The following is a 21,647-nucleotide window of genomic DNA, read 5'->3' on the forward strand; positions in this document are numbered from 1 at the left end:
TATTTTGTAGTTTCACTTCTAAATCTAAAGGCAAAACCAATTGATTCATGTTATAATTTTTAAACATAAGGACCCTTCTTTCCGATATGATTTGGTGTGGTAACTTAATTTTATCAGAAGTGGTCCTTATCTTTTATGAAAAATAATGAAAGCCGGCGAAATTTTACTCATCGTAAAATTTCGCCGGCTTTTTTCGTATCAGAGATGGGTTTTGTCCCAGCCTCCTTTTCCTGCCCAAGCCGAGAAAATCAAACGCTCAGTTCTCTTTTTGCTGCTGTTTTTAACGTCAAGACGATGCTGAAAATGGTGACCAAGGCTCCAATCGCACAGATGATGCTCACCCCTGGGTTGTTGGCCAGTAGACCAACGGGGATAATCACTAGAAATATGAATGCGATAAAGGATTGATAAATGGCGGAGATGACCTTCACAGCTAAATTGTTGAATAAAGACAAAATAAGAGGCGGTAAAAAATGCAGAATGATCATTCCGATCGACAAGAGCAGACCAACAGGTTCCTCATACGAAACCGTATTCGGGCCGGTCGGATGTTTCGCGGCCAGTAAAATGGCTGCTACCGCAATAATTAACATGGCAACAACGATAAAAAACTTCTTCGACATCCTATCCTCCACCCCCTTTCACTTTGAGCGGTTCATCTTCTTAGTGCATGATTCCACCCGCTGTTTACTTTATACGAAAGTTGCCAGGCAAAGTTTCAAAATCTTGTCATTTTCTATGCAGGCAGATTGGCAAAGGCTTTTGGCATTTTTAGAATTGGAAAGTTTGTTTGGCATGGACAGGATTGGATCTTCCATATTCATGAAAATGTTCCCTCGACAGTATTTTCCGTTTGCATTTCTGTGTTATAGTATGAAAAGATATTTGTTTAAAAAACACGAGTTGTACAGCATGTTGTGCTATTATGCCGACGGCTGCAAATAAGGAGAATTATCATGGAATTAACGACTGTTCCAATTCTTGGCGTGCCGTTTTCAAAGACGACGCGTGAGGAATTGATTGGATTGTTACATAAGCGTATTGAAAACAAAGAAAAAACGTTCATCGTTACGGCGAATCCGGAGATTGTCATGCGGGCGAAAGAGGATTCCGCTTATATGGATGTCATCCGTCGTGCCCACTACATTACTGCAGACGGAATCGGTGTCGTAAAGGCGGCAGGACTGCTCGGAAATCCGCTCCCGGAAAGAGTTGCCGGTTTTGATACGATGACCAACCTGCTTGAATTGGCGGACGAGCACCACCTGAGCATCTACATGCTCGGGGCTGCTGAAGACGTTCTCGACAAAGCAGTCACCAATATCAAAGCAACATACCCCGGGCTGACGGTAGCCGGGTCACATCACGGTTTCTTTGATTGGGATAACAACGGGATTGCAGACGAGATTGCTGAATTAAAGCCTGACCTCGTCTTTGTCGCACTCGGCCTGCCGCGGCAGGAAAACTGGATTGCTGAGAATATCGGCCGGTTCGATAGAGGGATTTTCATGGGGGTCGGCGGCAGCTTCGATGTCTTTGCCGGAACGGTGGAAAGGGCTCCGGAGTTTTGGCAGAAGGCGAATCTGGAGTGGCTGTACCGCCTCCTTAAGCAACCTTCGCGCTTCCGGCGGATGCTCGTCCTTCCGAAGTTTGCTCTGATCATTTTAGGCCAGAAAGCAAGAGGGAAGAAATGAGCAATCAAACATTCGTAAAAAGCACATTGATATTGACGATTGCCACGCTCGTATCAAAAATACTCGGAAGCATTTTCCGCATTCCGTTGCAAAATATTGCCGGAGATGCGGTGCTCGGTATTTTCAGTTTTACCTACCCGGTGTATATGGTGGCGCTCACGCTGTCGGTTGCCGGCATTCCGGTTGCCATCTCGAAGCTGATATCAGAGGCCCGGGCGAAAAATGACAAGTCGTCGATCCGGGATATATTCGTTACCGCCGGGATTCTCGGTCTTCTTTTCGGCGTTGTCAGCTTTTCAGTTATTTACGCCTTTTCCGCTCCGATTGCGGAGATGCTCGGCGGCCCAAGCCGGGAACTTGCATTGATTATCGTTTCGACAACCTTATTCATTGCGCCGTATATGGCGGTATACCGCGGATTTTATCAAGGATTTGAGGATATGCGGCCGACCGCAATTTCTCAGGTGCTCGAGCAATTTATTCGCGTGGCACTCATTCTTGGCGTTGCCTACGTGCTCGTCAAGCAGGGAAGATCGGTTGAGGTCGTAGCAGGCGGAGTGATGGCAGGTTCTTCGATCGGGGCACTTGTCTCGCTTCTTTACTTGCGGCGCTTGTTCGTCAAGTCGCCTGTACGGCCAAAGGCTGCTGACGCCTTTACGTTTGCCAAGTTCAAGAAAACGTCCGCAACCATTTTGAAAATTTCCCTGCCGATCTGTGTCGGCGCCATTACGATGGCCCTGCTCAACCTCGTTGATTCGCTGACGATTCCGAACAGCCTGAAGACGCATGGGTATTCAAATGCTGAAATCGACGTATTATCGGGTATCTACGGACGCGGTCTGACACTCGTACAAATCGCCACAGTCGTGTCAACGTCGATCATTCTCCCGCTTATTCCGCTTATTACAGGAGCTTTAACAAGGGGAGAGCATGAGAAGGCAAGAAGTGCTGTCGTCAATGCACATAGCTTGACGCACTTCGTTTCCTGGCCGGCTGCTTTCGGTCTGATTGCCCTGACTCTGCCGGTGAACCTTGGTCTATTCACTGACTTGAAAGGAAGCATGGTGCTCGCCATCATCTCCTTCAGTTCGCTCTTTACGTCGCTGACTGTGCTTGGAACAGGTGTCTTGCAGGGAATGGACAAAGCCAAGCTTGCTGCATGGATAATTATCGCAGGTGTCGCCATAAAGCTTGTACTGAATATTGTCCTTATCGGACGATTTGAGCTTGAGGGAGCGGCATGGGCGACAACGATTATCTATATTTTACTGTTTGCCGCCAATACGTTTTTCATCTACAGAACAATACGTTTTTCAATTTTCAACCGCCAAACTTTTGTATTTGCCTTCTCCTCGCTCGTCATGGGTGCCGTCATCGGCATTCCGACCCTATTTCTCCCGGTCGAAAGCTGGAGCAGGTCGATGGCTGTACTGTACACAGGAGCCGCTATCATTATCGGGGGCGCGATTTACGCCCTTCTCGTTTTAGCTATGAAGGGGCTTGACCAAAGTATGCTCGCTTCATTCCCCGTTATCGGGAAATACTTTAACAAAGAAAAAGCTGTCCGACCCCAGAAACCGATGAATATGAAGGTAAAAGAGAGGAAGGGTAATGTGAAAAAATGGTTAGCGATCGTGTTGGCCGTCTCGCTCCTGCTGACGATTCCCTCGATTATCGAGCGCTCGAAAGCGGAGTGGAGAAACAATACGTATGAATTTATAATCCCTTACAATGACATACAAGATCTGCTGAATGAGAAGCCGGAAATGGATAGGGAGGAGCTTCTCGGGACGCTGAAAGAGGCAGGCTTGCAGTCTGTCAGTTTGGAGCCAGAGACGCTCGCAAAACTTGTGAACAAAGGGACAATCAATGTTTTAACGACGAAGGAAATGAGAAATGCTCTTCTTTTGATGGATATGCAAGAAGGTGCTTCCAATAAAGAGGGTGTTTATGTATACGCGGAAAACGATCCGTATTTCAAGGAAAGAATCATCGAAACATTTGACCGGCCGGAGCGGGTGATCCTGGGTGAGAAGCCGTTCTACTTCATTCCTGGGAATTCGGGTAGAATCCAGGAAATGCCCATTACCTTCAACCCGGAAGTGATGAAAGACATTGAAGCTGCCGGCCTTGAAGTCGTGCTGCGGGTTGCCGATCAGAAACTTGAGAAAGACAATCAGCGGATGGTCGATGAATTGCTGCGCTGGAAAGATGATAAGATCCATCGAATTCTCTATAGCGGAGAATCGGTACTCGGCAATTCCGACCGTCCGAATATGACCAAATGGACGCAGCAGCTGCATAATGCAGGCTACGAGGCGTTCTCGATTGAGTTCGCCGACCAGAAAGGGATGAATACCGTCTCCTATCTGATGGATTCCGATGTGATCAGGCTCCATAGCATTGACCTCGGTGATAAACCGCATCGAGAAAATGTTGATAAAGTTGTCCGCGCAGTGAAAGAGCGGAATATCAAAGCGATTTTCACAAAAATGCCGCTGAAAAAAGTGGAGGACCCGGATCTTGTGCTCGAACAGACAGTCAACTTCCTGGAAGATGCACAAGCAAAAATGCCTGGACTATTCCATGACGGCATCTCGGTACCGTTTGAGAAAGTGGAGATTCCTCTTTGGCAAAAGGCGTTCGGCCTGCTTGCGGCCGTTGCGTTTGCCGGACTGGCGGCACTTGCCGTTACAAGAAACCGCCTTATCATGTGGATTGCCATTGCCGGAATGGGTGCGGCATCCCTGTTGTATATTGTCACGGGCATGGGGCTGCTCTTAAAAGCGGTTGCGCTCGCGATTGCGATTGCCGCGCCGGTCTATGCCGTCGTGCCGAAGCGGGAAGTCCGCAGCAAGGTTGATATTTTGCGCGAATACGCATTTGCTGCCCTGATCGCTTTCCTAGGCATCTGGATTGTCGTTGTCCTGTTGAACGGGACTCAATTCCTTGTGAAGGCTGATGCGTTCAGAGGGGTTAAACTGCTGTACAGCGTGCCGATCGCCTTTATGCTCGTTTATGCTTTGTGGGGCGCGATCCGCACGGTTTTGAAGCAAGAAATCAAGTACTGGCATCTCGCCATCCTGTTCGTAGTTGCCGCCGCCGGACTGTATTACATCAGCCGGACGGGCAATGAAGGGTCGGTCAGCTCGATTGAGTTGACGATCAGGCAAACACTGGAAAATATGATGTACGTACGGCCGCGGACGAAGGAATTCCTGATCGGATTCCCATTCTATGTGCTCGCGCTCTACGTCAGCATGAGGTATAAAAAAGCAGCGCTCTTCCTGCTCGTTCCAAGTGTCATCGGGTACTTGTCGATGGTGAATACTTTCACGCATCTTCATATCCCGCTTTACGTATCCGCACTCCGAAGTGTATTCGGACTGATCATCGGCTTGTTGGTCGGTGTCATTTTCATCTACGTCTACAAGCTGGCACTTCGAGGATATGAAGTTGCCAAGGCGAGGTGGATTAAATGAAAGTAGTGCTATCCGGATATTACGGTTTTGATAATGTCGGGGACGAAGCGATTTTGTTTTCGATTATCCAGGAGCTGCGCGCGCAGGAGCCTGACATCGAAATCACTGTTTTGTCGAATCAGCCCCAGGCAACGAAGAACGCTTACGGGGTTGAGGCGGTTAACCGCTGGAAAATGCGAGAGGTCCGTGATGCGGTTTCGGCCGCTGACGGACTGATCAGCGGCGGCGGCAGTCTTTTGCAGGATGAGACAGGCATGAAGACGATTCCGTACTATTCCGCCGTCATCAAGCTGGCGAAGTGGCTGGGAAAACCTGTCTTCGTCTACGCGCAGGGGATGGGCCCTTTCAATAAAAAATTCAGCCAGCGGCTCGTTAAGCATGTTCTCCAGTCGGTCGACGGCCTGACCGTCCGCGACGTGGCATCGAAGACCCTGCTCGAAAAAGTCGGCATCAGCCGAAGCATCGAGGTCGTTCCCGATCCGGTTGCCGGGCTCTCGCCAGAGCACTTTACGAGCGATTGGTTTGCAGAACAAGACATAAGCGGAAAAACTTTAGCTGTTTCCGTCCGTGATTGGCCGGCAGAGAGCGGGTATAAAGAGCGGATCGCTGAGGCTCTTGACCGTTGTGCAGCTTCTGGCATCACGGTGATCTTCCTGCCAATGCATGGGAAGCATGATGACCGTGCATCGCATGAAATCTCCGGCATGATGAAGGAGAAGAGCCTGATCGCTCCTTATTCAGCAACGATTGAAGAGAAGATCGCCATTATCGGCAAAACAGACGTCCTCGTCGGTATGAGGCTCCATGCCCTCATCTTCGCTGCGATTACAAATGTTCCATTTGCGGCTATTTCGTACGATCCGAAAATCGATGCATTTGCTGACATTGCAGGCCAGCCGGTAGTTGGCCATGTATCCGAAAGTGATTGGACAGGCGACTCCCTCGCCGAGGAAGTGGACCGTCTCTTCAGCAACCTGGAGGAAAGAAAAATTTCCCTCCGCGAAAGAATCAGCCCGCTCCAGAAAAAAGCGGGCGAAACGGCACGCGAAGCAATTAGAACGATCAGAGAATACAAATAAGCAAGCAGAGAGCGGGTTTTCATCTGGATAAGATGGAACCCGCTTTTCTTTGCGGCGGGACCTAAACACAGTGATGCGCGTACCAGAGGAAAATGGATGCTTGCCATATGAACCTATTGACTCTCGTTAAATACCTCCCAACTTTGTCCTTTTTATGACAACGTTTGAGGTTAGCAAGAGAGGGAAAAGAAAGTTTACGGCAATTCCTGTATTCTAAACTATTAATATATGATATAATCCGGGTAGACTTTTGTTGAAATAAACGGATGAGTGCCTGTGTACAGAATCTTCCTATTTTGTTTTTATGCAAAAAGGGCAAGATACTTTTTAAGGAGGCTTACTATGCAGTATTGGATTATGCTTTTTTGCTTTATCGGGTCAATTTTACTTACGCCCGTTGTGAAAAAGCTGGCATTTGCCATTGGAGCTACTGACAAACCGAACAAACGAAAAGTACATCAGAAAATCATGCCGCGAATGGGCGGTTTAGCAATATTTATAAGCTTTGTCATCGGGGTGCTTTTGCTGCCGGTCGAAAATGAAAAAATTACGAACGCATTCCTGATCGGAAGCACAATCATTATTATAACCGGCGTTTTGGACGATATGCTTGAACTGTCGGCAAAAGTGAAGGCACTTGGCCAGCTCGCTGCAGCTTTGACAGTTGTCATTTGGGGCGGCGTACAGATCGATTTCATCAACCTGCCATTCGGCGGCGAGATCCATTTCGGCGTATTCGCTATTCCGCTGACGATCATTTGGATTTTTGCTATCACAAATGCCATTAACCTGATCGACGGCCTTGACGGGCTTGCTGCAGGTGTTTCCTCCATCGCCCTGATCACGATCAGCGGCATGGCGCTCATGCGCGGGGAAATGTTTGTAGCCCTTGTCGGCGGCGTTCTGCTCGCCAGTACGCTCGGCTTTTTACTATATAATTTCCACCCCGCAAAAATTTTCATGGGGGATACCGGCGCGTTGTTCTTAGGATATGCGATTGCTGTTCTTTCATTGCTCGGTTATAAGAACTTGACGTTCATCTCGCTGATCATTCCAGTTATCATTTTGGGCGTTCCGATTTCCGATACATTCTTCGCCATCATCCGGAGACTCGTGAACAAGCAGCCAATATCTGTTGCAGATAAATCACATCTGCATCACTGCCTGCTCAATATCGGCTTCTCTCATCGTCAGGCGGTGCTCGCGATCTACGGGATCGCTGCGCTGTTCGGACTTGCAGCTGTCATCTTTTCAGTGTCAACGGTCTGGGGCTCGCTCCTCATTATCGCTGTCCTGCTGATTGCGATAGAAATTCTTGTAGAAGCGGTCGGTCTCGTCAATAAAAATTACAAGCCTATTCTCAATTATATTCGAGCACGAAATCGAGGATAGTCCAAGGATCCCTGCAGTTGCAATAGCTGCAGGGATCTTTTTTATCCTGAAGAGTTTATAGAAAATAAAGAATAGGTTGCTTTCTCGAAAAGGAGCGGGTAGAATGAAAGTGAAAAATGTTAACGTTAACATTCTGGGAGGGAAAAGCAGATGGCATCATTTATGGGTGAGGACTTTTTGCTGGAAAACGATACGGCGGTTTCGCTTTACCATCAGTACGCGAAAGACATGCCGATCATTGATTATCATTGCCACTTAAGCCCGAAAGAGATTTACGAAAACAAGCGATTCAAAAATATAACCGAAGCCTGGCTGTATGGAGACCATTACAAATGGCGGGTCATGCGGGCAAACGGCATTTCTGAACAATATGTCACAGGTGATGCGGAGGACTATGATAAATTCCTCGCATGGGCAAAAACGGTACCGCTTTCAGTCGGGAATCCGGTCTATAACTGGTCCCATCTTGAGCTCCAGCGCTTTTTCGGAGTTTATGACATTCTGAACGAAAAGTCGGCTCCTGGCATTTGGGAGAAAGTAAATAAACAGCTCTCTGAAGGGGATTTTGGTGCACGCGACTTGATAGTAAAGTCGAATGTGAAGGTCGTATGCACGACGGACGATCCAGTCGACAGTCTGGAATATCACCTTCTGCTTGAAGAGGAAGAGGACTTTCCGGTAAGCGTCGTGCCGGGATTCAGGCCGGATAAGGGATTGGAAATTGGCCGGGATGAGTTCCATGAATGGCTCTCAAAGCTGGAAGAGGCTGTTGGGATGTATATTACCTCTTACAGAGAATACTTGGCAGCACTCGATGCCCGAATCGACTTTTTCCATTCGGCCGGCGGCAGAATTTCCGACCATGCGCTTGATAGGATGTTCTATGAGGAAACAAGTTTCGAAGAAGTCGAAGGCATCTTTGCAAAAAGGCGTGAAGGCGGAACACTTTCAGCCGAGGAAGAAAGGAAGTTCAAAACCTATACCCTCCTCCATCTTGGAAAAAGGTACGCCGAGAAAGGCTGGGTAATGCAGTTCCATATCCATGCGAACCGGAATAACAATACGAGGATGTTCAACAGGCTGGGACCGGATACTGGGTACGACTCGATCAATGATGAAGCGATCGCAAGGCCGCTCGTCTCGCTCCTCGATGCACTCGACAAGGAAGACAAATTGCCAAGAACTATTCTCTATTCGCTGAACCCGAACGACAATCCGATCATTGCGAGCATTATCAACTCTTTCCAGGACGGAAAAACACCGGGGAAAATCCAATTCGGTACGGCATGGTGGTTCAATGATACGAAGGACGGCATGATTGATCAAATGAAGACGCTCGCAAACATGGGAGTGTTCAGCCAGTTCATCGGCATGCTGACCGACTCGAGAAGCTTTCTTTCCTATACGAGACATGAATACTTCCGCCGGATTCTTTGCAGCTTTGTCGGCAACTGGGTCGAAAAAGGGGAAGCGCCGGACGATATGGAGCTGCTCGGCGAACTCGTAAAGAAGATTTCATATGAGAACGCAAAGAACTACTTTGCTTTCGAGGAAAAGACGGTTACCGCAAAGTAGGGAAGCCGAAGACAGGACTGTTATAATGGATGCAACAACAGCAAAAGGAAGGTCAAACAAGATGGTCACAATCAAGGACATTGCCAAACTCGCGAACGTATCCCATACAACCGTATCAAGAGCACTGAACAACAGCCCGCTGATCAAGGAGCCGACGAAAAAGAGGATCCTAGAGATTGCTGAACAATTGAACTATACGCCGAACTTCAGTGCAAAAAGCCTCGTTATGCAAAAGTCGTATACGATCGGCCTGTTTTTTACAAGCATCAGCAGCGGTACGTCCTCAAGTTTTTTGGTGGACACGATCCGAGGGGTGAACAGTGTCATCGGCCAGGAATACAACCTGCTCGTCAGAGGAACCGACGATTTCAATGATTTGTCGCAAATCAATTCGCAGCGGTTCGATGGCATCCTTTTAATGAGCCAGAGCAACAAAGACAACAGAGTGATTTATGACATCATTCAGAAGAACATTCCGCTTATCGTACTCAACCAGGAAGTCGAGGCGGAAGGGATCTTGAACATCGTGTCCAATGACAGGGAAGGATCACGCCAGGCAGTGGAGCACTTGATTGCGTGCGGCCACCAAAGGATTGCCATCATCGAAGGAAAGCCGGGGTTCCGCTCCACACAGATGAGGAAAGAAGGCTATATGGAGGCGATGATCGAGAACGGTGCTCCAATTGAAAAGGCATATGCCGTAAGCGGCAATTATGATTTGGAAAGCGGATTCCGGGCAATGGATGAATTGCTTTCGTTGGAAAAACCGCCGACCGCTGTTTTTTGCTCAAATGATGATATGGCTATCGGCGCGATGAATGCGGCATACGCCCGCGGCATTAAAGTGCCGGATGGAGTCTCCATTATCGGGTTCGACGATATCGGCTTTTCACAATATACGACACCGCGATTGACGACTGTTAAGCGGCCTGTCGAAAAGATCAGCATTGACGGGGCGAAAAGAATGCTGGATCTCCTTTCTGGCAGTGAGCCTTATGCTGAAAAGATTTTTGCCGATACAGAGCTTATCATCAGGGACTCGGTCAAGAAGCTTAAATGAAGAATCAGCGATGATTTTTCTTCGAATAATATTGTTAACGTGTGCATAGGGGAGGGAAAAGGATGGATAAATTGAGCAGGTCGATCGTTCCGGAAGCCGCCGCTTATCCGGAAAAAATCCTCCAATTCGGGGAGGGGAATTTTCTCCGTGCTTTCGTCGACTGGCAAGTGCATGTCCTGAACAGAAAAACGGATTTTGCGGGCAGCGTTGTCGTCGTCCAGCCGAGGGGCTCGGAAAAAATTGAAAGGCTGAACAAGCAGGATGGGCTTTTCACGCTCTACCTGCAAGGAATGAAAGACGGAAAACCGGTCGATGAACATATGGTTGTTGATTCAATTACAAGAGGGATCAATCTATTCAGCGACTATGATAGCTATATTGACCTTGCCGGGGAAGAAGAGCTAAGATTCATCGTTTCAAATACGACCGAAGCCGGCATCGCATTTGACCCGGAAGTAAGGCTGGAGGACCGGCCGCAGAAAAATTTCACCGGCAAACTCGCAGCTTTTCTCTACTATCGCTTCACCGCTTTTGATGGAGACAGGGAAAAGGGGTGTGTCATCCTGCCATGCGAATTGATTGAGAACAACGGGGAAAAGCTGAGAGACGTCATTCTCCAGTATGCGGATCACTGGTATCTCGGTGAGAAGTTCTCTGAATGGATCGTTGAGGCGAACCTTTTCTGTTCAACGCTCGTTGACCGGATTGTTCCGGGATACCCGGTTGATACGGCCGAGGAAAAGACAGCCGAACTTGGCTATGAAGATGAGCTGCTCGTCGTTGGCGAACAGTACCATCTTTGGGTGATCGAAGGTCCTGAATCGTTAGAAAAGGAGCTTCCGATCAAGGGCACAGGATTAAACACGCTCTTCGTCAATGACCTCGACCCATACCGGAAGCGGAAGGTGCATATTTTGAACGGGGCTCACACTGCGATGACACCGCTCGCTTTCCTTTACGGGCTTGAGACGGTGGAAGAAACGATTAATCACGAAAAGGTCGGGCCTTTCATCAAAGAGATGATCAAAGAAGAGATCATCCCTATGCTCGACGGATCCGAAGAGGAGCTGTCCGCATATGCGGAAGAAGTAATCAGCCGTTTCCAGAATCCGTTCATTAAGCACTATCTGCTCAGTATCTCACTGAACTCTATCTCAAAATTCTGCGCTCGGAACTTGCCGATTTTGCTAGATTACGAGAGCGCGGAAGGCAGATTGCCTGAAAGAATCGTTTTTTCGCTCAGCTGCCTGCTGCAATTTTACAAAGGGCAGTACAACGGGAGGGACATTCCGCTCCAGGATGAGCCGCTCGTCCTCCAAAAGCTCGGGGCGGCGTGGGAGAAGGTTGACTCCGGTGCCGTCACGCTAGAGGGGTTCGTGGAGTCCATCCTCGCTGATGAGGAACTATGGGCCCGCGATTTGTCCAAAATCCCGGGGCTTGCCGAGTTGATCGCAGCCCAGCTTTCTTCAATTGAACAGAACGGAGTCCAAGCGGCACTTGACGAGCTGCTTGCACAAGGAGGCGCAGTCCATGAAGAATTTCTTGCAAATCAACCAAAATGACAACATCATTCTGGCCCTCCAGGATGTGCAAAAAGGGACGCCGATCGAAGAGGGGGGCGCAACGCTCCTGCTTGAGGAGGACGTAAAAAGGGGCCACAAGGTTGCCATCAAAGCGATCAACAAGGGAGAAAACATCATCAAATACGGCTATCCGATTGGCCACGCGACAGAGGATATCGCTCCCGGCCGCTGGGTTCACAGCCATAACGTGAAGACAAACCTATCGGGGACTGAGGAGTATGAATACAGCCCAAGCTTCTCGGAAAATCCCTATGCTCCGGAAACGAGAACATTTAAAGGCTACCGCCGCGAAAACGGTGATGTGGGCATCCGCAATGAACTGTGGATCGTGCCGACCGTCGGCTGTGTGAACGGGATTGCTGAAAAGATCATCAAGCGTTTTGAGAAAGAAGTCGGCGACACCAGTCCGTTCGACAACGCTCTCGTGCTGAAGCACAGCTACGGCTGTTCGCAGCTCGGGGATGATCATGAAAACACAAAGAAAATCCTGCTCGACGCGGTCAAACATCCGAATGCCGGCGGAGTGCTCGTCCTCGGACTCGGCTGCGAAAACAACGAGCTGCCCGAATTCAGGCAGGCGCTTGGAGAATTTAATGAGAACCGGATCAAATTCCTTGTTTCGCAGGAAGTGACCGATGAAATCGAAGCGGGCTTTGAACTCGTCATGGAGATTTTTGAAGCAGCAAAAGAAGATCGGCGCGAAGACATTCCGCTGTCCGAACTGAAAATCGGCCTGAAATGCGGCGGCTCCGATGGCTTCTCAGGCATTACCGCCAATCCGCTACTCGGCAGATTTTCTGATTATCTGATCGCCCAGGGCGGCACGACGGTCCTTACTGAAGTGCCGGAAATGTTCGGGGCAGAGAAGATTTTGATGGAAAGGGCCGAGAATGAAGAGGTTTTTGAAAAAATTGTCCATCTGGTCAATGATTTCAAAGAATATTTCATCCGCCACGACCAGCCGGTATACGAAAATCCTTCGCCAGGAAACAAGGCGGGCGGGATCACGACGCTTGAAGACAAGTCACTCGGCTGCACGCAAAAGGCTGGCACGTCTGTCGTAAAGGATGTGCTTGGATACGGTGAAATCCTTAAGGTGAAGGGGCTCAACCTCCTCAGTTCGCCAGGGAATGACCTCGTTGCCTCAACCGCGCTCGCTGCCTCTGGCTGCCATATGGTTTTGTTCACGACAGGACGCGGCACACCATTTGGAACATTTGTGCCGACGGTCAAAATCTCGACGAACACACCAATTTACGAAACGAAGCCGCATTGGATTGATTTTAACGCAGGCACGCTTTTGGATGATGGCGTATCCGCCGAACGGATGCTTGCGGACTTCATCGATTACTTGGTTCATGTCGCAAGCGGCGAGTTCGTGAACAATGAAAAGAATGATTTCCGTGAAATCTCGATTTTCAAAAGCGGCGTAACGCTGTAGCAGTGGAGGGAACTATGAAAAAACTAAATGTGATTACTAAACTATCCGAATGCGGTGTGGTTGCGGTCGTCCGCGCTGATTCAAAAGAAGAAGCCGTCCAGATTTCTGAAGCATGTGTGAAAGGCGGCCTCATCGGCATTGAAGTGACCTTTACCGTAAAAGATGCGGACGCGGTCATCCGCGAACTCGCGGATCGATACGGACGAGACGAGCAAGTCGTAATCGGCGCGGGGACGGTGCTTGATGCGGCAACGGCAAGAATCGCCATCATGGCAGGTGCCGAGTTCGTCGTCAGCCCTTGTTTTGACGCCGAGACGGCAAAAATATGCAATCTGTACGGTGTGCCCTACATGCCAGGCTGTATGACGATCACGGAGATGAAAACCGCTCTCGAATATGGCGTCGATATTATCAAGCTCTTCCCAGGCAGCGCGTTCGGACCGGATTTTATTAAAGCAGTCAAAGCCCCGCTCCCGCAGGCAAATATCATGCCAACAGGCGGCGTCTCGCTTGAAAATGCAGCTGAATGGATCCAAAACGGCGCAGTTGCCATTGGTGTCGGCGGAAACCTGCTCGCCCCGGCCAAAACCGGCGACTTCGACAAAATTACCGAGTATGCCGCTCAATACGTTGAGGCAGTCCGGACGGCAAGAGAGGGATCGCGATGAAAAAGGTCGTCACGCTTGGCGAGATTCTCATCCGTTTTTCGACAAAGCCTGGTGAACTGCTCGCACAGGCCGATTCCCTTGCTGTCCATTACGGCGGTGCTGAGGCGAATGTCGCTGTGTCACTGGCCAATCTCGGTTTTGAAAGCAAACTGATCAGCAAGATTCCTGCCAATCCGCTCGGTGCGGCAGCTAGTAGAAAACTGCGCTCTCACGGCGTTGGAACTGAATTTCTCATTGAAGGCGGCGAGCGTCTTGGCACCTATTATCTTGAGAGCGGTGCCGGCGAACGGAGCGCCCAGGTAACATATGACCGGAAGCATTCAAGCTTTACGGAGCTAACAGCCGAAGAAATCGACTTGGATTTGGCTCTCACAGGGGCAGACCTGTTCCATGTGACCGGCATCACGCTTGCGCTTTCGGAGGAGATGAGAGAGTTTTCTCTTGCGGCACTTAAAAGAGCAAAGGAGCTCGGGGTCAAAACGAGCTTTGACTTCAACTACCGTTCCAAACTGTGGAGCCTTGAGGAAGCTCGTGCCGCCTTCCTGCCGCTTCTGCCGTATGTCGATATCTGTTCGTGCGGTGAGCTGGATGCCGTCCACCTATTGGGCTTTATGAAATCAACGTCAAATTCGGCTTCGGATCGCCTTTGGGATTACTACCGGCAACTGTCGGAGCTTTACCCGAACATCCGGTTCATCAGCTCCACATTCCGTACGATCCACTCGGCTACTGATAATGAACTCCAAGGGAATTTATACACGAACGGGAGACTGTACCAATCGAAGATTCACCGGCTGAACCCGATCATCGACCGGGTAGGCGGTGGCGACGCGTTTGCGGCAGGCGTGCTCGCCGGCATCCTGGAGGACTGGGATCCGCAGGAGACCATCAACTTTGCGACCGCTGCCTCTGCCTTGAAGCACACAGTGTTTGGCGATGCCAGTCCATTTTCGATGGAGGAAGTTCGCCAGTTTGCCGGAAGCGAAGCGGGAAAAATTGTTCGTTAACGTAATTTGAGAAATAGCAGCTTGGCAGTTTAAAAGGTTTTTGGCCACTCGGCAACAAAAATACAAACAAAAAAGGAGAATGCAAAATGGAAACTCGTTATGCGATCCATCCAGAAGACATGAAAAAATACGATACGGAGCAATTGAGAAAGGAATTCCTCGTGGAAACATTGTTTGAATCGGGGCACGTTCATCTGACGTACACACATAATGACCGGATGATCTTCGGCGGGGTGACCCCGGCTGCGGAAGAGCTGACGATCAAACTTGATAAGGAGCTGGGGGTGGAGTATTTCCTTGAGCGCCGCGAGCTTGGCATCATCAATATCGGCGCGGCCGGATCGGTGATCCTCGACGGAGAGGAATACGATATGCAGCAGCGCGACGGTCTTTACGTCGGAAAAGGCACGAAGGAAGTGATCTTCCGCTCGAAGGATGCGAATAACCCGGCCAAGTTTTACATAAACTCGGCTCCGGCTCATCATAAATACCCAACTGTGAAAATTGATATTAAAGAAATTACCCCGCTTGAGATGGGGTCCGGCGAGACGCTGAATGAACGGAAAATCTATCAATATATCCACCCGAATGTATGTGAAAGCTGTCAGCTGCAGATGGGCTTGACGATGCTTGCGCCGGGCTCTGTCTGGAATACGATGCCTTGCCATACGCATGAGCGCAGGATGGAAGTGTATCTCTATTTTGACATGGAACCGGAGACGCGCGTTTTCCACTTCATGGGCAAACCGGAGGAAACAAGGCATCTTGTAATGAGCAACGAGCAAGCAGCCATCTCCCCGAGCTGGTCGATCCATACCGGAACAGCGACGAGCAACTATACGTTCATCTGGGGCATGTGCGGTGAGAACATCACCTACACCGACATGGACCATATCGACATGGCGGACCTGCGCTAAATTTATTTTGAGGGAGGGGTAAATATGGCTTCAGATTTGCGTTCATTTTCATTGGATTACTTTAGCTTGAAAGGGAAGGTCGCGATTGTGACCGGAGGCAATAAGGGCCTGGGCCAAGCATATGCTGTCGCCCTAGCAAAAGCCGGTGCCGACTTGTTCGTCGTCTCCCGGAGCGGAAATTGGGAAACGACCGAAGAGCTTATAAAGGAAACCGGACAGAAAGCGGTATTCTTCCAGGCCGACCTCAGCAACCGGGAGCAGGTGAAAAGCATTGTTCCAGCCTGCTTGGACGAATTCGGCAGAGTCGATATTCTGGTCAACAATGCGGGCATGATCAAACGGAACCCGCTGTCAGAATACAAGGAAGAAGATTGGGACGAAGTAATCGAGGTCAACTTGAATTCACTTTACTTGCTGAGCCAGGAAGCAGCCAAGGTAATGATCGAGCAAAAAAGCGGCAAGATCATCAATATCGCCTCCATGCTGTCATTCCAGGGCGGGAAATTCATCCCTCCTTATACGGCGAGCAAACACGCGGTTGCCGGCCTGACAAAAGCGTTCGCAAATGAGCTGGCAGAGCATAACATCCAGATCAATGCGATTGCCCCGGGCTATATCGCAACCGACAATACCGCCCCGATCCGGGAGGACGAAAAGCGCAATGCAGAGATCCTTTCACGCATCCCGGCTGCACGCTGGGCAGACCCGGCTGACCTGATGGGTGTCGTCGTCTTCCTATCGAGCAAGGCGTCCGATTACATGAACGGCCATGTGCTGGCAATCGACGGCGGCTGGCTGGCAAGATAAGCAACATTGGAAATCCGTACCTGGATTGGGTGCGGATTTTTGATTTTGAGAAAAGGCTATGGTACTCTCCGGATATACGTAGTGTCGCAGGAAAACGAAAAGAGAGGTAAGCAAAAATGGCCAAAATTACAGTAGTCGGCAGTTCCTCGATGGATTTGGTCGTCACTGCCAGCAGGCGTCCGGAAAAGGGAGAAACAATATTAGGAGAATCGTTCAAAACGGTTCCGGGCGGAAAAGGAGCAAACCAGGCTGTCGCGGCTGCCAGGCTAGGGGCAGAGGTCCATATGATCGGTGCTGTCGGAAATGATGCATTCGGTGAGGAAATCGTGGAGAATTTCAAGGCGAACGGTGTTCATATCGGCAGCGTAGAAAGAGTTCATGATGCGGAGACCGGAACGGCTCACATCACGCTCACTGATGGAGACAACAGCATCATCTTTGTCAAAGGAGCAAATGACGCTATCACGCCTGAGTATGTCGAGAAATCGCTGGATCTGATCAAACAGTCGGATATCGTACTCATTCAGCAGGAGATCCCGGAAGAAACGGTTGAATATGTTGCTTCGATTTGCCATGAAACTGGCGTACCATTGCTTTTGAACCCGGCTCCGGCCAGGCCGATCCACGAAGACATTATTGAAAAGGCTGCCTATATTACCCCGAATGAAACAGAAGCCGCCGTCCTGTTCGGGGAGCTCGGCCTGCACGAAGCATTGAAAAAATATCCGAATAAATTGCTCATTACTGAAGGGGAAAACGGCGTCCGTTATTTTGACGGTGAGAAGGAAAAAGTTGTTCCGGCCTTTCCGGTCGAGACGGTTGATACTACAGGCGCGGGCGATACGTTCAATGGAGCATTCGCAGTTGCCATAAGCGAGGGGTTTACCATTGAGGAAAGCATCTTATTCGCCAATCGTGCAGCCTCGTTATCCGTGACGAAATTCGGCGCCCAGGGAGGAATGCCGACAAGGGCTGAAGTTGAAGAAGAGATAGATAGATGAAACGGCACGGTATATTTTAAACAACAGCATTAAAATTTTATCGATCTTGCGTTTTATCTTAGATGGTCTTATTAAACACAATAACCATCTTTCCAAAATCTCCTGTTTATTCCCGGCTTATATGTGGAAAAATAGAAAGAACAAAAAAACCGCCACAAAAGTGACGGTTCATACATATCAGGTGATTATTCACCGCTTGCCAATTCATCCTCGTTCTCGTTCTCTTTCTCGGTGCGGCTGGCGACTTCCAAGTGATCCTTCAGTTCCTGTTTCAAGTTTTCAAGTTCGGGTTCATCGATGATCCAGTAGTAGGGACCATTGGGCTCCGAGTCGGTTCCAGCTATTGAATACGTCTCAACGGACAGGTTGCCGGAAACACCGTAGTCGACGAGGGCTTTCATTTCATCGAATGTCATATTCGTTTTCATGTTTGAGCCGACAGCTTCGATCACTTTGCCATACTTCAGCAAGGACTGAACTTTGCTTGCTTTTTTCAACACGGCTTTCATGACTTCCTGCTGGCGTTTGCCTCGTTCGATATCGTTATCGACATGGCGTGTACGTGCAAAGGCAAGTGCTTCTTCGCCGTCCAATGTTTGTTTGCCCGGCTGAAGTTTGATGGCGCCGGCCTTGTCTTTTGAGTTCTGCTCTGTAATCGCAAACGGAACGTCGACTTCGACACCGCCAAGTGCGTCAACGACTTCCATGAAGGCATTAAAATCCATGCGGACATAATAGTCGACAGGGATATCAAGCAGTTCCTCGACTGTTTCAATTGTCAGTTTAGGTCCGCCGTATGCATGAGCATGGTTGATTCGGGTCTTATAGCCGACCTTGTCAATATAGACATAGGAGTCACGCGGAATGCTTACAAGCTTCACGGTTTTCTTTTTCTCGTTCAGCGTGGCGAGCATAAGGGCATCCGACCTGGTGTTGTCGCCAAAGTCACGGTCCTCACTATTATCAATTCCAATAAAGAGGATGGAAATGTTATCGATATTCGGATCGACCTTCTCTTCCCGCAGGGCTGATTTCGTTTCGCGTCCTTCCAGGTCATGGTAGGAGGCGTCCATCGCATTCGCTGCTTTGTTCCAGAGGTACGTGCCGTATGTTATGCCGGTTCCGGCAAATAGCAGGATCGGAAAGATAACAAACCAAAATATCCGTCTCCGCCGTTTTTTTACTTTTCGGGTTTTGCGAGATTGTCTGTCCATGTAATATGGCTCCTTCGTAAGGTTAGAAAAAAGTCCGGGAAAAATCGCTTCGAATCCCTGCGTCAGATCCGCCTCTCCGCTCCTCATGTATTGGTACATACACTGCGGTGCTCGATGCATCTCTTCCTTGGTCTTCTATGCGCTTTTTGTCCTCCTTTTTTCCCTTTATCAGGTTAGAAAAAAGTCCGGGAAAGATCGCTTTGAATCCCTGCGTCATATCCGCCTCTCCGCTCCTCATGTATTGGTACATACACTGCGGTGCTCGAAGCAGCTCTTCCTTGGTCTTCTTCGCGCTTTCTTCCGCCTTTTTCCCTCTATCAGGCTAGGAAAAGTCCAGGGATAATCACTTCAAATGTACAGCAGAATAGCATCTTTGCTCCTCAAGATTTGAGGGGGGAAAATCGCTTCAGCCCCGTCTGTGCAGGACTGTCCCTCATTTTCCTTTATCTTAATTCAGGCCGTGGTTAGGCCTGTATTACTTTAGACGTTCCATTCAGCAAAAAGTTACAAAAACAAACAAGCCAAATTTCATTTTACCCTAAACATTCATTCAAGGTCTATATCCATTGTGAGGAAATTTCGTATTTTATGTGGAGACAACCTCTTCCAAGTAAACGAGCTCACCTTTGCGGATGTCCGCCTGTCCATTTGTCAGTTCGGTCATCCAGGCGGTGAAGGCGTCGGTGTCCGCTTCAACAACATATGTTTCAAATTCAACGGCATCCGTATAATGGATGTCTTTTATTTGATAAACGGAAGAGCGGAGTTCGTTTTCAAGTTTTCCTAGCCAGGTGTAATCGACTTTCGTGTGCATGATCGCAGTCAGTTTTCTTTCGACGATACCGACTGCGTTCAATCCTTCAGAGACGGATTTTCCATAAGCGCGAATGAGTCCGCCGGCGCCGAGCTTGATGCCGCCAAAGTATCGGGTCACGACGGCAACCGTATCACGAAGGTCACGTTTTTTCAAGACCTCGAGCATTGGAACACCTGCTGTGCCGCTTGGCTCGCCGTCGTCATTCGCCTTTTGGATTTCATTTCTTTCGCCGATCAGGTAGGCGGAGCAATTATGCGTGGCATTCCAGTGGTCCTTTTTTATCATGGAAATAAATTCCTGAGCTTCTTCTTCACTTTTTGCCCGGCTTACATGACAAATAAACCGGGATTTTTGTATGGCAATCTCATGTTCGCCGCGACTTTTTACCGTCCGATAATTAGGCAACATTACAATTTCCCCTCTCAAACATGATCTATTTGTAAGCTAATCTTAATGTTCCACGAAATTATACATGATATAATGTGAGAAATGCGAACCTCGGAAAAAAGATTCAGAGGACTAAACTACCGGTAAATGGGTATAAAGTATTGCTGGGTATAAAGTATAGGCAGTAGTATGGAACGATTTTGACAAAAAGGTGAAGTCAAAAATCGTTGAAAAATAGAATATCATGTAAAATAGAAGAGTCGCCAAGAAAGCGACTTACCGATACCCAGTACCTATAAAGCGGTGCGGCACTTTTGGCGGATAAAACACCTGCTGCCTATCATCTTAACCGAAAAGTAGCACCCGTGGGGGAATCAAAATGGCGTTACGAAAAATGGATGTAAAATTGCTGGATGAAATCGTCAGCCAAATGATCAGTACGGTGGATAGAAGCAAGGATGAAATCTTCACGATCGGCGAACAATGCCGAAGGGAGTACGACGCCTGTGTTCTTGAGCTGAAAGGCATGAGGGAGAAAGTCCGTGTGCTGATCGAGGAAGGCGACGGCCTTGAAATCAAGTCACGCCTGGCGAGAAAGCGGCTATCCGAGGTGAGCAAGGACTTCCGTAAATTTTCGGAGGAACAGGTCCGCCATATCTATGAGCACGCGCATGATTTACATACGAGACTGACGGTGATCCGGCAGGAGGAGAAGCAGTGCCGGGAGCGCCGCGATGACCTTGAACGCCGGCTCGTTGCCTTGCAGGAAACGATTGAGCGCGCCGATTCCCTCATTTCTCAGATTACAATCGTCTCCAATTATCTTGTGAGCGATATAAAGGAAATGGGCGAGGCGCTTGAAGACGCAAAGCTGAAGCAGGAATTTGGCCTCAAGATCATTGAGGCACAAGAAGAGGAGCGCAAGCGCTTATCTCGGGAAATCCATGATGGTCCGGCCCAACTGCTCGCCAATGTCTTGATCCGCTCGGATTTAGCGGAAAAGGTCCACCGGGAACAGGGCCCGGAGCAATCTCTTCTGGAGATTCGCAGTCTGAAAGAAATGATTCGGACGGCACTTTATGAAGTGCGGCGGATCATCTATGATCTGCGTCCCATGGCGCTTGATGACCTTGGTCTTATTCCAACCTTGCAAAAATATTTTTCTACTATAGAAGAGTATAACCAGAAAGCCAGGATTAAGTTCACACATCTGGGGCGGGACGACCGGCTTCCGCCAAAATTGGAGGTTGCCTTATTCAGGCTCATCCAGGAATCCGTCCAGAATGCACTGAAGCACGCAGATGCTTCGCTGATTACCGTTAAAATGGAAATGCGGCCAAACCAGGTGACTGTCCTGGTCAAGGATGACGGCATCGGCTTCAATGAAGAAGATAAACGGGCCGATTCCTTCGGGCTGATTGGCATGAAAGAGCGTACCGCCATTTTAGAGGGGGAATTGACCATTCATTCCATCCTCGGCGCGGGCACGACAATTATTATACAGATACCATTAATAGAGTAGG

General features: G+C 49.1%; 16 protein-coding genes and 2 pseudogenes. 15 read left to right on the top strand and 3 right to left on the bottom strand.

Features of this window, described 5'->3' with window-relative positions; translation table 11 throughout:
- Positions 1–248 precede the first annotated feature (248 nt).
- Positions 249–623, bottom strand: coding sequence for a hypothetical protein (locus tag AC0TWI_RS11715; RefSeq protein ID WP_488126522.1), 375 nt, complete (start codon positions 621–623; stop codon positions 249–251).
- Between the two features lie 333 nt (positions 624–956).
- On the opposite strand from AC0TWI_RS11715, the gene AC0TWI_RS11720 reads away from it, so the two are divergent.
- The 14 genes and pseudogenes from AC0TWI_RS11720 (at position 957) to rbsK (ending at position 17,706) form a co-directional block, all read left to right on the top strand.
- Positions 957–1,694 (top strand): WecB/TagA/CpsF family glycosyltransferase, encoded by a 738-nt coding sequence (locus AC0TWI_RS11720; RefSeq protein WP_488126523.1) that lies wholly within the window; start codon positions 957–959, stop codon positions 1,692–1,694.
- Positions 1,691–3,244, top strand: a pseudogene (locus tag AC0TWI_RS11725) (putative polysaccharide biosynthesis protein); the annotation flags it as partial. The gene AC0TWI_RS11720 and the pseudogene AC0TWI_RS11725, both read left to right, overlap by 4 nt.
- Before the next feature lie 165 nt (positions 3,245–3,409).
- Positions 3,410–5,176 (top strand): annotated as a pseudogene (locus AC0TWI_RS11730) (DUF5693 family protein); the annotation flags it as partial.
- Positions 5,173–6,255 carry a polysaccharide pyruvyl transferase CsaB gene (gene csaB / locus AC0TWI_RS11735; RefSeq protein ID WP_488126524.1) on the top strand — a complete coding sequence of 361 codons (1,083 nt, stop codon included), beginning with the start codon at positions 5,173–5,175 and terminating at the stop codon, positions 6,253–6,255. The pseudogene AC0TWI_RS11730 and the gene csaB, both read left to right, overlap by 4 nt.
- Before the next feature lie 342 nt (positions 6,256–6,597).
- Complete coding sequence (locus AC0TWI_RS11740; protein ID WP_488126525.1) at positions 6,598–7,647, top strand: glycosyltransferase family 4 protein; 1,050 nt, start codon at positions 6,598–6,600, stop codon at positions 7,645–7,647.
- Positions 7,648–7,797: 150 nt separating this feature from the next.
- Positions 7,798–9,222 carry a glucuronate isomerase gene (gene uxaC, locus AC0TWI_RS11745; protein WP_488126526.1) on the top strand — a complete coding sequence of 475 codons (1,425 nt, stop codon included), beginning with the start codon at positions 7,798–7,800 and terminating at the stop codon, positions 9,220–9,222.
- 61 nt (positions 9,223–9,283) lie between these two features.
- Positions 9,284–10,282 carry a LacI family DNA-binding transcriptional regulator gene (locus AC0TWI_RS11750; RefSeq protein WP_488126569.1) on the top strand — a complete coding sequence of 333 codons (999 nt, stop codon included), beginning with the start codon at positions 9,284–9,286 and terminating at the stop codon, positions 10,280–10,282.
- Positions 10,283–10,344: 62 nt separating this feature from the next.
- Positions 10,345–11,844, top strand: coding sequence for a tagaturonate reductase (locus AC0TWI_RS11755; RefSeq protein WP_488126527.1), 1,500 nt, complete (start codon positions 10,345–10,347; stop codon positions 11,842–11,844).
- Positions 11,813–13,306 (top strand): UxaA family hydrolase, encoded by a 1,494-nt coding sequence (locus AC0TWI_RS11760; RefSeq protein WP_488126528.1) that lies wholly within the window; start codon positions 11,813–11,815, stop codon positions 13,304–13,306. The genes AC0TWI_RS11755 and AC0TWI_RS11760 overlap by 32 nt, the downstream gene beginning before the upstream one ends.
- A gap of 14 nt (positions 13,307–13,320) precedes the next feature.
- The gene (locus tag AC0TWI_RS11765; RefSeq protein WP_488126529.1) at positions 13,321–13,974 is read left to right on the top strand and encodes a bifunctional 4-hydroxy-2-oxoglutarate aldolase/2-dehydro-3-deoxy-phosphogluconate aldolase; all 654 of its coding nucleotides are present in this window, start codon (positions 13,321–13,323) and stop codon (positions 13,972–13,974) included.
- Positions 13,971–14,981 carry a PfkB family carbohydrate kinase gene (locus AC0TWI_RS11770; protein WP_488126530.1) on the top strand — a complete coding sequence of 337 codons (1,011 nt, stop codon included), beginning with the start codon at positions 13,971–13,973 and terminating at the stop codon, positions 14,979–14,981. The genes AC0TWI_RS11765 and AC0TWI_RS11770 overlap by 4 nt, the downstream gene beginning before the upstream one ends.
- An 86-nt stretch (positions 14,982–15,067) precedes the next feature.
- Entirely contained in the window at positions 15,068–15,898 is an 831-nt protein-coding gene (gene kduI / locus AC0TWI_RS11775; protein ID WP_488126531.1) for a 5-dehydro-4-deoxy-D-glucuronate isomerase, read from the top strand.
- Between the two features lie 24 nt (positions 15,899–15,922).
- Positions 15,923–16,705, top strand: a complete 783-nt coding sequence (gene kduD / locus AC0TWI_RS11780; RefSeq protein WP_488126532.1) for a 2-dehydro-3-deoxy-D-gluconate 5-dehydrogenase KduD — start codon at positions 15,923–15,925, stop codon at positions 16,703–16,705.
- Positions 16,706–16,821: 116 nt separating this feature from the next.
- Entirely contained in the window at positions 16,822–17,706 is an 885-nt protein-coding gene (gene rbsK / locus AC0TWI_RS11785; protein WP_488126533.1) for a ribokinase, read from the top strand.
- A gap of 185 nt (positions 17,707–17,891) precedes the next feature.
- On the opposite strand, the gene AC0TWI_RS11790 is transcribed toward rbsK, so the two are convergent.
- Positions 17,892–18,920 (bottom strand): LCP family protein, encoded by a 1,029-nt coding sequence (locus AC0TWI_RS11790; RefSeq protein ID WP_488126534.1) that lies wholly within the window; start codon positions 18,918–18,920, stop codon positions 17,892–17,894.
- Between the two features lie 586 nt (positions 18,921–19,506).
- Complete coding sequence (locus AC0TWI_RS11795) at positions 19,507–20,145, bottom strand: YigZ family protein (RefSeq protein WP_488126535.1); 639 nt, start codon at positions 20,143–20,145, stop codon at positions 19,507–19,509.
- A 358-nt stretch (positions 20,146–20,503) separates the two neighbouring features.
- On the opposite strand from AC0TWI_RS11795, the gene AC0TWI_RS11800 reads away from it, so the two are divergent.
- Positions 20,504–21,646, top strand: a complete 1,143-nt coding sequence (locus AC0TWI_RS11800) for a sensor histidine kinase (RefSeq protein ID WP_488126536.1) — start codon at positions 20,504–20,506, stop codon at positions 21,644–21,646.
- The last annotated feature ends 1 nt before the right edge of the window (position 21,647 follow it).

It is taken from the genome of Lederbergia sp. B243.17 (genome assembly GCF_057657925.1).